We start from the raw sequence: 14480 nt of genomic DNA, 5'->3' as shown, positions 1-14480 counted from the left end.
TCACCGCAAAGGCGCAAAGGTCGCAAAGAATAATTTATCTGAGAACATGTCCCGTACAAACTCACTTTTCACCTTTGCGCTCTTTGCGTCTTTGCGGTGAATTTATAAATGAGTCAGGTTGTCAAGACGAGAGACCGGCGCTATTTCATGTTTCTGATCACATTGCGCAACTGCGAGGCCTGCATCAGCTCCCACGAGGCGGTCGGAAGCGATTCCTCGAGCTCGTTGAGGTATTCCTGGGCCTTGTCGGGCCGCTTGTCGAGGATGGCTTTGTTGACAAAATAGACCAGGTACCGGTGGTCATCGGGATGGAGGATGTCCCAGAACGCCTTGAATTCCTCGGGGGTGGCGGCGCCCCGGTACAGCTGCGCGATGGCGCGCGGCAGCGCAAAGGGATGCGGGCTCTTCACCACGTCGTCGAAAATTCCCTTGGGCGTCTCGTCGCTCGTGGTCCGGTCGGCGAGCTCGCCCATCTTTATCCGCGCGAGCCACGGGATGACCAGCGCCTTGGGGCAGTCCTCGTACACCTTGCGGTAGGTGGTGTAGGCGTTCGCGTAGTCCGATTCGTATTCGTAAATCGCGGCGAGCTCCATCCATGCCAGCCACAGCCCCTGGGACGGCACGTAGGAGGCCACGCACTGGTTGAGCACGTCAACGGCCTGGTTTTTCCGGTTTTTAGCCATGAACATCTCGCCGAGCCTGACCTTCGCCAGCGCGCCGATGTCGTTGTCCATGCTGTGGAGCTTGACAATGGCCTGCCCCACCTCGATCGCGGCGTCGAGAGCGCCCTGGCTGGCGTAATAGTCAAGCACGGCAAGGTGCACCCTGCCGAGCAGGCGTGAGTACCGGGGATAATATTGCGTCAGGAATATCACCTTGCTCTCCGCGGCGGCCGCGTCGCCCTGGTCGACCTGGTCGAGTATTTTGCGCGCCATGGTGAACATGGCCGACTGGAACAGGGGGCTCGCGTTGGCCAGGTTGCCCAGGACCAAAAATGCGCTGTCGGACGACGACGGGTTTCCCTTCCTGCCCTGGATGAGGCCCTTGAGATAAAGCGCCCTAAGGCGCATCTGCTCGTCGGCTTTTGCAAGCTCCGGGCTCGAAAGCGCGGCCTGCGCCTTGTCGTACTTGCCCAGCCTGATGTAACATTCGGCGATCCTGAGCTGAATGTCCTGCGTGATGGGCTCGGAAGAAAAATCGGTGAGCATTTCCTGGTATTCCTCGATCGCGGTCTCTATGGCGCCGTGCTTGGCGAACCGGTCTGCGATGAGCGTGGCGTTCGGCATCATGGGAATGGCGTACTGGTAGATTTTCATGTTGTCAATGGCGCACCTGCTGCCGTTCACGAAAAAGCCCATGGCCTGGTGGTCGGCGCCGAGCGGCGGGAAAAAGTCGCATATCTTCCCGACAAGCAGGTCGTTCACCCTGAAGGTGATCACGTTCTCCTTGCATTCCACCACCACATGGAAATGCCTTGCCGGCACGAGGTCGAGCGGGTTGTAATCGGAAAAAAGATGGGTGCTGCCCGGAAACGAGATGCCGCATTCGGCGTCCGGGCCCCTGAACAGGTGGAACCCGTATCCGGAGTCCGGCCGCGATCCGTACAGAAAGAACCCGGCATTGAAGAAATTGTTCCCCACGCCCCGGATGTCGAACTCCACGCGCTCGTCGCGGGTGATGCGGCGGTCGAGCCTGATGAACGACGCGCCCGACGGCGAGAAGAGCTCGCCGTTTTTCGCCGACCAACCCTCGTTCTTCTCGGACACGCCCGGATACTGCGACCACTCGTCGCCGATGGCGAGGCCGGCAAAGTGTTTCTGGTACGTGAGCTGCCAGTAGGGCCGCTCCCTTTTCGACTGCGCATACCTGAAATACGAAAAGATGCCGGCGAACACGACGCACAGGAAGAACATGGCGATGAACGGCCACCGCTTGCGGACAAAATGCCGCAGCCTTGACCACAGCGACGGCGGGTTGGCGAGCACGGGTTCGCCCTTCTGGTAACGCCTGATGTCCTCGGCGAACTCCTCCATGGTCTGGTACCGCTTGTCCGGGTCCTTGTGCATCGCCTTGAGCGTGATGGCCTCGATTTCGGGCGGCAGCCACATCACGAGCTTGCGGGGCGGGATGGGGCTGGCGTCGATCACGTTCATGGTGGTCTGATGGATGCTGCGCGGGTCGAGGTAGGGATTCTTGAATGTCAACATCTCGTACAGCATGATGCCCAGGCTGCACACGTCGCTGCGCGCGTCGGCGCCCTTGCCGAACAGCCGCTCGGGCGCCATGTAGGCGGGCGAGCCCATGATCTCGCCGGTCTTGGTGGCGGTCCCCTCCTCGCTTTCGAGCGCCTTGGCGAGCCCGAAATCGATGAGCACGGGCGTGACGTTGTCCTTCATGATCACGTTGTTGAGCTTGAGGTCTCGGTGCACGATCTTCTGCCGGTGCGCGTAGCCGAGCGCGTCCGCGAGCTTGGCAGTGATCTCGAGCACCTCGATGAGCTTGGGTTTCTGGTAGTTGAGGTGGTAATAGAGGTTGACGCCCGGGATGTAGTCCATGGCGAGATAGTACACGTTGTTCTCGACCGCCACCTCGTGGATATTCACGATGTAGGGATGGTTCAGCTTCGCCACCGCGTGCGCCTCGGACAGGAACCGCTCAACGAAGTTCCGGTTGATGGTGATGTTGGCGGGCAGCACCTTGAGCGCCACCTCGCGGTCGAGGTCGAGCTGCAGCGCCTTGTACACCACGGCCATTCCGCCCCGGTCGATCTCCTCGATGATGCGGTACTTGCCGATAATCGACCCGATGGGCAGGTACGTGCGCTCGAGCGAGGGAAGCAGGTTGTGGATCTTGAGCTTCCCCTTGTCAAGAGAGCTTTTTAATGAGCGTGGGGTGTCGGGAATGGCCATAATTGTTTTTTATTTTTAATAAATATACGGGTGGGGGCACCGCTCCGCGTTTCCCCCTGGGGTGCAGCTTCCGCCGCCTCCCTTATTGAAAAAATGATATCGCGGAGGCGGCGGTGATCTGCACCCGCACCCCCTCCAGCAAAGGGGCGCGCGAGTTCGCTCGCATTACGCTCGCGAGGCGTCGCCCCTTCGCAACGCATCCTCAGCGGCATGCCGCTTCGCGGCGATAAAAAACAAAATCAAACTTACGAGCAGGAAATAAAACTCCCCCGTATTGTCACTCCCGCGAAAGCGGGAGCCCATCTTAACATAAGAATATACCCGCTTTCGCGGGAATGACATCCGTATTCTTCAACAAGCAAAAGGATCACACCCAATGGTAACTATAATTTTACCACTCCAACAATTTACCGTTCAACCAAAAAGTCAAAAAGTTTTAGCAGTGGGCTGATTTCATGATGGCGGAGAATTCTTCAGGCTCGGGAACGGTCAGGGTGAGCCGTTTTCCGTCTGCGGGGTGGACAAAGGAGATGATGCCGGCATGGAGGTACAGCCGCCTGGGCGCGCCGGTGCGCCTGAAAACGTCGGCGTCCGCGGCGGGATCGCCGTAACGCACGTCGCCCACGACCGGGCACCCGATGTGCGCCATGTGCACGCGGATCTGGTGCGTGCGGCCGGTGACAATGGTCAGCTCGAGTTTGGAAAGGCCCTGCCCCCTTTTCGCGACCTTGTATTCGGTTCTTGAATAAAGGCCCTTTTCACCGACCCTCATCTTGGTGCCCTGGTTGCGCTCGAGCGTTTTCACCAGGTCGGCCTCGACAAAGCCCTGCTGTTGCGGCGGGCCGTTATGGCATATTGCCAGGTATTTCTTGATGAGCGCTCGGCCGCGCAGCAGATCATGGAGCTTTCTCACCACGGCCTTGTTCTTGGCGACAAGAATGATTCCCGAAGTGTCACGGTCGAGCCGGTGCACGAGCACCGGGTCCGCATCACGCTTTCCCTTTGCAAGCATGTAGCTTTTGACAAGGTCGATGAGCGTGGCGTGGCCGTCGTGGCCGGTCCCCGGATGCACCACAAGGTGCGGCGGCTTGTCGCATGCGATAAGCCCGTCATCTTCAAAAACGATTTTCAGATTGCGCCGGTAAAATTCCGTCCTGGAAAGGTCCGCGAGCGCCTGTTGGTTTTCCTGTTTTTCCGGCGAAAGCTCTGCTTCGTCCATGCGCAATTCGATCGTGTCGCCCTGCCGCAGGCGGTAGTTTTCCTTTACCTTTTTCCCGTTCACCCGCGCAAACCCGGTGCGGATCATGCGGTAGATGTCCGAAAGCGTGCGCAAACTGAGGCGCCTGCGGAGAAAACGGTCGAGGCGCTGGTTGGCGTCGTTGAGAGAAATAGTGATGGTGACCATGCTATGGGAAAAATACGCTATACCAAGACAGGTTGGAAGCTATGAGCATCGTGATGATGGTTGCCATCCAAAAAACCATTTTGGGACGATAATTTGATCGGGGCAAAAAAGGCGTCCTCGCGAACGCCCTTGCCGAGTATCGACTCAAATTAAAAACAGGATTCCTAAAAGTTCGCTACCACCTTCTTCTCTTTCGGGATATACTCGCTGATGAACTGATTGGAATGAAATACCGATATCAGTTTTACAAAGGCCAGTATGACCAACAATACTGCCAGCGCTTCAACAGAACCCTTCACTCCCTTTGCAGCGTCAATCCAAAACGTTATGATCAGGCCAATGGAGATCAGTTCGACGATCCCGTAGTTGATGCCAAGCCAGGGATGGCCGGTATAAAAATATCCGCCGCCCGGAAACAAAACGGCGTTTCTTCTCGCATCGGCCCTGGTCTTGAATTCGAGCCGGCATTTGGGACAGAGGTATTCGTCATTGACAAGTTCCGTGCCGCAGCGCGGGCAGAGATGCTCCTTTCCGCCGGTCTGACCGGGCATTCCCGTCTGTGAAATGGCGGGGAGGATGGCGCTGATTTTTTTCCGTTCCGGTCCAGCAATGTAATGGAACCTTTCCTTTTTTCCGTTTTGAAAGGTGACGGCAAGCGTTCCCATGCTCATTTTAATCTCTTTGCAGTCCGCGGGCTGGATTCGGGCGATGGAATTCTTATACGTGTAATTTCTTGATGTCGGCACATGGAAAATTCTTTTGTTCGTGAACACGAACAGGGACTGTTTGAGATAATACACGAGGTATCCGGTCAGCAGATGGTCGAGCACCGACATCGGAGAGCATCCCGTGGTGATGAGCAATATCTTCTCATCCTGCGCCATGAAGGGTTTGATGAACGACATCTTCCCGAGCAGTTTTGTCTGGCGCTTTTCGATCCCCTTCTTGTATTCGCCCTTGTGGTTCGAAAACATTATTTCTCTGTCAATCGGAACCTGCTCGGCAGGATATCCGTAGGCGCGTTCCTTGTCCGCCGGTTGACCGTACATCATGGCATCCTCCATTTTGTTTTTGGATCGGCACGCGTCGCCGTTACCATGGCAAGAATATGCTATGTGCAGGGACATGGATCAAAGGGAATAATGTTCAATACGTCCTGTCATTATGCCGACACCGCGCGGCTTGCTTGATTCTCAAAAAGCAATAAAAAAGGCCCCGCTACCCCAGGCCTTTTCACCGCATCGCCTTGTGATTGACGTGATCCCGCTATTTTTATCAAAGACCCTTTTCCAAGATTCGCTACTTCCAGCTTGGACAATACCTCTGCAATGCAGAGGTGCAGAATTTCGAATTTGTCTGATCAATGGTGGCAAAGTCGCTGGTGGTGACCTGTCCAAAGCCGGGGCTGTTGACGCTCGCCGTACCCGTAAATGCGGTGCTGCCCGACACCGAAAGGCTATACGTAAACCAGGTCGTTGACGAGGCAACGTCAACGCCCGCCTGATCCTTCAGGTTTGCAAATGTGGACGCATACGTGCTCTGCTCCGTGATATACGCCAACTCCCCGGTATAAATCGCCGTCAATTGGGTGGGAAATTCCGTCGCTTTCGCCTTTTGCGAGGCATCGAGAAATTTGGGAATCGCCACTGACGACAGAATTCCTATCACCGCGATGACCACCATCAGTTCCACCATTGTGAACCCGTTGTTGCTTTTTTTAACCCGTTCCATAAGAAACCTCCTTTCACTACGGAGGCCTTCTCCATCCACATGATGTTGCATGGATTACATGAGCACTTCTTCATGCAACCCTGATTGCCTCCCTTCCCGAGCGTTTGCCGCTCCGCTGAAGTTCGTCGCACCTGTAATAATTGTACCATGCAAAGTTCTTTTTGTCAAGAATTTATAATTATTTGTCAAGTTGGCTTTCCCTACCCCCATATATCGGCACGGCACCCCCTGCCGCATGGGTGAAATTGAGAAAATCCGGGCCATTCATGTTCGCAAAATAATTATATTCGCAATGTTTTTAGAATTTTAACTACCTATTTTACAAGTAGTTACGAATTACTTTGTTCGCATTTTTTAAAGTAAATTCTTAAAAAACATGTTTCATTTGCACATTTTTATCTTATATTATGAATATTGACCGGCATATTGATTTTGGATGAATCTTTCAGCCAAATTATTACTGAAATGATCCGGGGGGGGGGGGGGAGAGAACCGAAATGGGGGGCACTGGAGTTGTTTATGACGAAGTTTCCGTTGATCATGCTTTTATCAATTGCTTCGATTGCTTCCAGCCAGGTCATTTCCCTATCCGGTACGGTCACCAATAGCGCGGGCCAACCGCTGCAGGGCGTCATTGTCAACCTGATCGCCTCGCGCCTTTCAGACACCACCGACGCGAACGGAGCGTACTCGCTTTTAGGCGCCGTTTCCGTTGCAACCCCGCGGCCCGATCACGCAGGCGCCCAAGGAGTTTTCTATCGAAACAATTCGTTTATTTTCAACCTCGCCTCACCCGCATTTGTAAAGATAACGCTTTTTGACGCACGCGGCGCACTCCTGGCGACGGCGTATAATGGATATCTTGCGCGGGGAACGACAAAGGTTCCCTTCAGTCTCAGGGACCTCGGGCGGTCCATGGTCCTGATGCGGCTGCAATCCGGCGAACAAGCTGTCACCTGCAAGATCAACCCTTTGTCGGAAACAATGGTTTTTGATCCGGATCCGGGATCTTCACGCGGGCCGCTGCAAAAGACCGCCGCGTCCGACTGGCTCCAGGCCACAAAGTCCGGGTATGCATCGTACATGGAGCAGCTGACCGTTCTCACCGGCACAAAGAATATCACGCTGAGCCAGGCGGCAACATCGCCGGATTTCGGACCGAACGTGTATATCTTCGACCCGTCGCAGGACATGGCGGCCATGCAGAGCCAGCTTTCGGCGATCAACGACCCGCAGCTGGCCGCGCAGTTCGGCGGGAACCGGTACGCGCTGCTGTTCAAGCCCGGGTCGTATTCCCTTGATGTCAACGTCGGCTTCTACACCGAGGTGCTGGGCCTCGGCACCAGCCCGGACAGCGTGCAGATAACGGGACAGGTGCATTCCGAGGCCGACTGGATGGGCGGCAACGCCACGTGCACGTTCTGGCGGGCGTGCGCGGGCATCTGCGTGACCCCCACGAGCGGTTTGAACCGCTGGGCGGCCTCGCAGGGCGCGCCGGTGCGCCGCATGCACATCAAGGGCGACGTGGCGCTCGACGACGGCGGATGGTCGAGCGGCGGTTTTTTCGCGGACAGCAAGGTTGACGGCACGATAAGCTCGGGGTCGCAGCAGCAGTACTTTTCGAGAAACGATGCGTACGGCACCTGGAGCGGCGGCAACTGGAACATGGTGTTCGTGGGCGTCACGGGCGCGCCCGCCTCGTCGGGCGTCAACCGCACGGTGGTGGCAAAGACCCCGCTCATCGCGGAAAAGCCGTTCCTCGTAATTGACAAAAGCAATAATTATTCCGTTATCGTCCCCGATCTCAGGCGCGACAGCACCGCGGGAGTCTCGTGGGCAAACGGCGCGACTCCCGGCACGCGGCTTCCGATCGACCTGTTCTACATCACGAAGACCTCCGACAACGCCGCGAGCATCAACGCCGCCTTGAGCCAGGGGAAAAACCTGTTGTTCACGCCCGGACACTACAACCTGGAAAGCACGGTCCTGGTCACGCGGCCCGGCACCATCGTTTTGGGCATCGGCTATCCCACGCTTGTCCCGACCAACGGGAACGTCGCCCTGAAGGTGTCCGACGTCGACGGCGTGAAGGTCGGGGGCTTCCTGCTCGAAGGCTGCATGCAGAACGCGCCCGTGCTGCTGGAAATCGGCGACTCCGGTTCAACCGTTGACCATTCCAAAAATCCGACATGCCTGTATGACATTTTCTGCAGGGTGGGCGGCCAGTACAACGGTCTGGCGACCTGCTTTGTCATGATCAACAGCAACGACGTGATCTACGACCATACCTGGCTGTGGCGCGCCGACCACGGCACGGGCGCGGGCTGGAACTCGAATAAAAACGCAAACGGCCTTATCGTGAACGGCAACAACGTGACCGTGTACGGCCTGTTCGTGGAGCACACGCAGGCCTTTCAGACCTGGTGGAACGGCAACAACGGCCGCACGTTCTTTTACCAATCGGAAATGCCTTACGACCCGCCGGACAACGCCAGCTGGTCGGAGGGCAACGGCATTCTCGGTTTTCCGTCGTACAAGGTTTCCGACGGCGTCTTGACCCACGAGGCCTGGGGCCTCGGCGTGTACTCCGTTTTCAGGAACGACGTGGTCTCCACCAACGCGTTTGAAGTTCCCGCGAACGCTCCCGGCGTCAAGATGCACCACCTGGTGACGGAGAAACTGGGCGGCGGGGAGATCACGCACGTCATCAACGGCGTGGGCGGCGTGGCGTCGTCGAGCGTGCTGGAATATCCGTGATATATTGGATGTTTTTTAATTGACAAATAGTGGTATGATAAAAACGCCCTCACCCGAGGGCGTTTTTATTCTCGGTGAATTTCCCTTATCTGAATTTGCCGAATCCTCTTTTGACCTCAACTTTGCCGTCAGCCAAGCGCTGCGCCGTGATGACGATTCCGGGATGGGAACGAAGCTGCGCCGGCGTGAGGGAAAGCCTGCGGCCGCTTGCGGTGTAATACGCCGTTTCAATAATGCGGGCGGCTGCGGGCCGGGGACTTGACAAGGCCGCAGGCCTGGAAGCGGTTGAGACTGTTTTATTCATCCAGATGACCGGGGTTGGCTCGGGCAGATAACCGAACGAATGATCAAACAGGATCATGGTCGTTCCGCTCAATTGGTAAAGATAGGTCTGGTTCCAGGTTCCCCACTGCCTGGGTCCGTAAGCGCAGCCGCCGGTTCTTATAACGAAATTGCTGTCGGTATAGAGCCCGATAAAAACAATGCTGTCCTGGTTGATGCTGAAAGCTCCCCTGATATACAACGTCCACTCAAATGTCGTGCTGCAGGTGTCCGAGGGGTTTATCGCGTCGGTAAAACAATACCTTCTGCAAAAAAACGAATCTCCAACAAACGTATAATCGCTTGAATATCCCTCCAACCGGATCGTGGAGCAACCGTAATCCATCGAACCGGTGCGCCAATCACCCTGCATGGTCGCAACCGTCACCGGCGCCGGTTTGGGAACAGGGCCGTAGACAAGCTCGGTGCGCACCACGCCCGGCGCATATACTTTGACGAGCCTGCCGAACCGGTCGTAGGAATAGGTGAGCGAATACATCACCCACCCGATGCCGTCGCAGACGTCTTCCCTGGCGATCCTGCCCGTCAGGGAATCATACATAAAACTTGAATATGCCGGATTTGAACCGTATGTCGAGGTCGGGCAATAATGATAAGTATCTCTTGTCAACCAATGGCTCTGGGTGTCGTAGGCCGTGGTGAACCATTCCAGCAGAGTGCCGCCCACGATGCAGGTTACCACCGGCATGTCGCGCTTGTCGTACTCAAACCTGTCAAACATGGTATAGCCGGTCCGCGCAAACGGACGGAGCTTCTGGTCGTAACGGTAGGTGAAAACTTCGGCCAGCGAATCACTGCCGTCGTACATGAAATCCTGGACATTCATGATCGTGTCGGAGGCTGCTGATTTGGAAAGGCCCGTGGCCGTGGTTTTGGCGATGGAATGCCCGGTACTTTTATTTACCGATGGATAGGTGGATGCAAAAACGGAACCGAGTAATGCAAGGACAAGAATGGCGCAGAATGAATGAAGAAGGTTTTTCATCGGCCGCCCGCCGAGGATAACGGCAAGGGATTATGGAACACGCCTTTGTCGCTTAACAAAACAATAGTCGCTAAAAGCCGGTGAAGGGTTCATGAAATTGAAGAGTTGGGCGGAAAGCCATGATTGAATTTTTGCCGGCGGAACTGTAGGATTATGATTAGCATGGAGCCGGCGTAAAGTTTTCACGCAGATTGAAAAGAGATAATTGACGGAATAAAACTTCATCAGGGAGTGCCCATTATGCGTTCATTCATTTCATGCTTATTTGCCTGTCTGGTTACCATTTGTCTATCTACCGCAATTTTGAACTGTTCCAGTTCCACCTCCTCCGGCCCCACCGGTCCGGGTCCGACGGCCACCTCGCTCGAAGGCACATGGAAAGGCCATACCCTTGGGGATACAAACACCTTTACCGCGGTTTTCACGGGCAATAATTTTTCTTTTTCACTTGGTTTGATCATCGGGTACGCGGGCACCTTTTCGATCAATGCCGCTTCGAATCCGAAAACAATGGACGTGGTGATCACGCAATGCGCAAATACGGCCTACGTGGGAAAAACAAGTCTGGGCATCTACAAAGTCTCGAGCGACACGCTTACCTATGCGGCAAACGAGCCGGGGAACCCCAACCGACCGACCTCGTTTGCGTACGACTCCACCGGCACCACGGTCGTGTTCGTTTTTGTAAAGCAATAGGCGGGGTAAAAATATCCTGCCACGGTTTTCCGGCCGACAAAATCGGAATATCAAAGATACTCCGCCTCGGGATGGTGCACGAAAATTCCCATGGTCGAATGTTCGGGCACCATCTGGAAGCCGGAAGTCAGCGACACGCCGAGCCGTTCCTCAACGCCGAGGAGCTCGAACAGTTTCACCTGCTCCTCCACGCCCGGAAGTCCCGGATACCCGAAGCTGTACCTCCTGCCGCGGTCGGCGGGAATCAGAAACGCGCGCCGGATCTCCGCCGTGACTTTATCGGCAAGAAGTTCGGTGAGATAATTGGCCAGGCCGTTGAGATAAAACCCGAGGGCGTACTTGTTTTCGTTTTTAAGAAAGGCGCTGCATTTTTCGTCAATGGCCTTGCCCATGGTGACGATCTGCACGGCAATCACGTCGCCTTCGGGCCGGAAGTAATCCGCGATGGAACGGTTTTTTTTGCGTTCGACCCTTGGCAGAATAAATTCGGCACGGTGCGAGGAATAGTCGCCGGGGTCAAGGATTACCAGTTTGTCATCGTCAGTATATGCCGGAAAAATCCCGTACAGCCCCGCAGCATCGACAAGGTTTTCCGTGCTGATAAGCCGTGTAATCTGGTCATACGCCGGTTGAAATTCCTTTTCGCAAGCTGTTTTAAAGGCCTCTTTATCCAGATTGCCGCCGCCGAAATACCCTTTGAACAGGCGTTTGGTGTCGATTGTTGACAAGAGCGACTTCACATCCCACCTCAACACCTGACTTGTGCCGTAGAACTGGGGCGTCACCATTTCGGGATACGGCGGCTGCTCCGGCTTCTGCGTTTTTGCTTCTATAGGCGGCCGGCCGGCCGCCGGATGCTCCGCCTTTTTCTCCATAAAAGCCTGGGGCTTCTTTATCCCCTCAAGGATCTTCGACGCCTCGAACGCGTCCTTTGCGTAATGCACGCCGCCCGCGTAGGCGCCGCCGCTTTCCAGACGCGAAATGCGCGAGGCAAAGTCCCTGTTCACGGCAGCGCCGCCGATGAGCACGGGCACGCTTATTCCTTCCCTGTCAAGCGCCGCCACGCACGCGGCCATTTCGCGGCTGGTGAAGACCAGCAGCGCGGAAAGGCCCACGGCGTCGGGCTTTTCGCGCTTCACCGCGGCGACGATGTCCGGGGAAGGCACCTGTTTGCCGAGATCGACCACGTTGTATCCCTGGTTCCTGAGGATCGTGGCGACCAGGTTCTTCCCGATGTCGTGAACGTCGCCGTACACCGTGGCAAGCACGATTTTCCCCCGCCGCGCCATGTTTTTCGACGCAAGGCGCGGCTCAAGGATGGAAAGCGCCTCCCTCATGACCTCGGCGGCCTGCAGCACAAACGACAGGATCATTTCCCCTTTGTCCATTTTCTCGCCGACCATGGCCATGGCGGGCAGCAGAATCTCGTCGAGGATGCGCTGCGGCTCGTGTTTTTCCAGCAAACCGTTTATTAACGGCGCCAGGTCGCGGCGGTCCCGGTTGATCACCTTGTTGCGGAGCTGCTCCTCAGGCGAAAGCGCGGTTTTTTCCGCTTCGCGGCTCATACCGGCGCCGCCGCTTTTTTTATCGTCAAACACGGTAATAAAATCGGCCAGCGCCTGCGGCGCGCGGTTGAACAGCAGGGCCTCGGCCTTTTCGCGGACCGCCGGGGCATAGGTATCTATTCTGTCAAGATGCAGCGGATTGAATATCGCCGCGTCGAGCCCGGCCTCGGCCGCGTGATTGAGCATGACGTTGTTGAGCACCCTGCGCGACGCGGGCGAAAGGCCGTACGAAACGTTGCTCACGCCCATGACCGTGCGCACGCCCGGCATTTCCGTTTTTATCCGGGCAAGCGCCTCGAGGCTCGCCTTCGCCGCGTTTGCGCCTTCGGCGTCCCCGGCGGCGAGTGTGAAGGTGAGCGGGTCTATGTATAAAAAATGCTCCGGCAGATTGAACTGGCCGCAGGCAAGGTCGCGGAGCCGGCGGGCGATTTCCATTTTTTTCTCGACGGTCTTTGCCATTCCGTCATCATCGATGGTGAGCGCGATGACTGGGCAGCCGAATTGTTTGGCATGCCGCAGGATCGCGCGGGCGCGCTTGCCGCCCGCCTCGAGGTTGATCGAATTGACAAGCGCGGCCCCGGGGCAGGCCTTGAGCGCCGCCTCGATGACCGCGGGATCGGTTGAGTCGATGGAAAAGGGCAGCGCCACGCGCTCGGACAAAAACGAAACGAGCGCCGCCATGGTCTCTTTTTCGTTGTCGGCTTCGCTCACCGCCACGCACAAGTCAAGAATGCTGCTCCCCATTTGGGCCTGGCCCAGCGCCACCTGATACAGCTCGTCGTAATTTTTTGCAAGAACAAGCTCCTTTGTCTTTTTGGAGCCCTGGGTGTTGAGCCGTTCGCCGATGATAAAAGGTTTTTTTTCCGTTTCAAGGTCTTTTCCCGAAATGCCGGACCCGCAAAACGTTTTCGGCGTTATGGTGCGCCGGGCGGCCTTCTTTCCGTCAAGCGCCTTCGCAAGCGCGGTGATGTGCGCCGGCGTCGTGCCGCAGCACCCTCCCGTGACATTGAGCCCCCTCTCCGAGACAAGCGGAACGATCGTGTTGCAGAACTCGTCGGGCCCCATGTCATATACGGCCTTGCCGTTTACGTTTTTCGGCATGCCCGCGTTCGGCATCATGCACACCGGCAGCGGCGACAGACCCAGCAGTTCCTCCACGTGGCGTTTCATCTCATGCGGCCCGGTGTTGCAGTTAAGGCCGACAACGTCGACGCCCATGCCCGCGGCCGCGGCAAGAAACGCGATGAGGTCCGAGCCCAGAAGCATGCGGCCGGCCGCGTCCATGCTCGCATGCGCCTGGAGCGGAATAGTAATTGCGCGTTCGTCAAGAAGACCCCTGATCCCGGAAACCGCGGCGCGCAGCTCGAGAAGGTCATGCATGGTCTCGAGGAGCAGGAGGTCCGCCCCGCCGTCGAGCAGCGCCGTGGCCTGCTCGCGGAACAGCGCAGCGGTCCCGTTGAAATCGAATTTCTTCCGGCCCGCGCTTTGAGACGAGAGAATGCCGGTGGGTCCCATGGTGCCGCACACGAAACAGGCATGGTTGCAGCACGCCTCCGCAACCGCGGCCCTGCCGAGCTGCGCGGCCGTTTTGTTGATTTCCGCGACCGAGCCGTCGAGCCCGTATTCCATGAGCTTTGCGCGGTTCGCGCCAAAGGTGTTGGTCTCGATGACATGCGCGCCTGACCGCAGGTAGTTGGTGTGGATCCTGGTGATGAGATCGGGCCGCGACACATTGAGGATCTCATTGCATCCTTCGTGGTCGCGGAAATCGGAAGGCCTGACCCCGAGTTCCTGAATCTGTGTTCCCATGGCTCCGTCGAAAATTATAGGGGTCCTGGAATACAGTAGTTCAAGATATGGATGATTGGCTTTGTTCATGATTTCAATATAAAAAATAAATGATCTATGAGGGAAAAGTTTCCCCTGATGAGTTTTATGGTACTATTTGTTTTTGTGAAATGGGCGTGATGAATTACAATCACATGGAATGCCATGGTAATCAAGGGCTACAAGGGCGCGCCCAGCGGCAGGTTCGGGCTTGCAGCGGATGGTTCCCGGCTGCACCCAGGAGGGGGCAGCGGAGGACCGGT

The 14480-nt window shown here is 56.5% G+C and carries 8 protein-coding genes; 2 read left to right on the top strand and 6 right to left on the bottom strand.

All coding sequences use genetic code 11. From position 1 onward, the window contains the following. Positions 1–140: 140 nt before the first annotated feature. From VLX68_08950 to VLX68_08935, 4 genes are all read right to left on the bottom strand, one after another. Positions 141–2909: a protein kinase gene (locus VLX68_08950; GenBank protein ID HUI92357.1), complete on the bottom strand. Its 2769-nt coding sequence runs from the start codon at positions 2907–2909 to the stop codon at positions 141–143. A gap of 436 nt (positions 2910–3345) precedes the next feature. After that, the gene (locus tag VLX68_08945) at positions 3346–4314 is read right to left on the bottom strand and encodes an RluA family pseudouridine synthase (protein HUI92356.1); all 969 of its coding nucleotides are present in this window, start codon (positions 4312–4314) and stop codon (positions 3346–3348) included. A 164-nt stretch (positions 4315–4478) separates the two neighbouring features. Then, complete coding sequence (locus VLX68_08940; GenBank protein HUI92355.1) at positions 4479–5366, bottom strand: hypothetical protein; 888 nt, start codon at positions 5364–5366, stop codon at positions 4479–4481. Positions 5367–5613: 247 nt separating this feature from the next. Beyond that, on the bottom strand, positions 5614–6045 hold the full coding sequence (locus tag VLX68_08935) for a prepilin-type N-terminal cleavage/methylation domain-containing protein (protein HUI92354.1): 432 nt from the start codon (positions 6043–6045) through the stop codon (positions 5614–5616). 519 nt (positions 6046–6564) lie between these two features. On the opposite strand from VLX68_08935, the gene VLX68_08930 reads away from it, so the two are divergent. After that, on the top strand, positions 6565–8802 hold the full coding sequence (locus VLX68_08930; GenBank protein ID HUI92353.1) for a carboxypeptidase-like regulatory domain-containing protein: 2238 nt from the start codon (positions 6565–6567) through the stop codon (positions 8800–8802). Positions 8803–8887: 85 nt separating this feature from the next. Here the strand turns inward: VLX68_08930 and VLX68_08925 are convergent, their stop codons facing one another. After that, positions 8888–10129, bottom strand: a complete 1242-nt coding sequence (locus tag VLX68_08925) for a hypothetical protein (protein HUI92352.1) — start codon at positions 10127–10129, stop codon at positions 8888–8890. 303 nt (positions 10130–10432) lie between these two features. On the opposite strand from VLX68_08925, the gene VLX68_08920 reads away from it, so the two are divergent. Further along, positions 10433–10825 (top strand): TIGR03067 domain-containing protein, encoded by a 393-nt coding sequence (locus VLX68_08920; GenBank protein ID HUI92351.1) that lies wholly within the window; start codon positions 10433–10435, stop codon positions 10823–10825. 50 nt (positions 10826–10875) lie between these two features. Here VLX68_08920 and VLX68_08915 read toward each other — a convergent pair whose 3' ends face one another. Next, a complete protein-coding gene (locus VLX68_08915) occupies positions 10876–14268 on the bottom strand; it encodes a homocysteine S-methyltransferase family protein (GenBank protein HUI92350.1) in 3393 nt (1130 codons plus the stop codon). Between the last annotated feature and the right edge of the window lie 212 nt (positions 14269–14480).

The organism is Chitinivibrionales bacterium (genome assembly GCA_035516255.1).
Classification (GTDB): domain Bacteria; phylum Fibrobacterota; class Chitinivibrionia; order Chitinivibrionales; family FEN-1185; genus FEN-1185.
The sequence above is the reverse complement of the archived record's forward strand: the minus strand, read 5'-3'. Positions and strand labels throughout refer to the sequence as shown.

Bases quoted from the DNA above. Each gene is read 5' to 3' on its own strand.
- VLX68_08915 (HUI92350.1), bottom strand. From the start codon at position 14,268: ATGAACAAAGCCAATCATCCATATCTTGAACTACTGTATTCCAGGACC.
- VLX68_08950 (HUI92357.1), bottom strand. From the start codon at position 2,909: ATGGCCATTCCCGACACCCCACGCTCATTAAAAAGCTCTCTTGACAAG.
- VLX68_08945 (HUI92356.1), bottom strand. From the start codon at position 4,314: ATGGTCACCATCACTATTTCTCTCAACGACGCCAACCAGCGCCTCGAC.
- VLX68_08925 (HUI92352.1), bottom strand. From the start codon at position 10,129: ATGAAAAACCTTCTTCATTCATTCTGCGCCATTCTTGTCCTTGCATTA.
- VLX68_08935 (HUI92354.1), bottom strand. From the start codon at position 6,045: ATGGAACGGGTTAAAAAAAGCAACAACGGGTTCACAATGGTGGAACTG.
- VLX68_08930 (HUI92353.1), top strand. From the start codon at position 6,565: ATGACGAAGTTTCCGTTGATCATGCTTTTATCAATTGCTTCGATTGCT.
- VLX68_08940 (HUI92355.1), bottom strand. From the start codon at position 5,366: ATGATGTACGGTCAACCGGCGGACAAGGAACGCGCCTACGGATATCCT.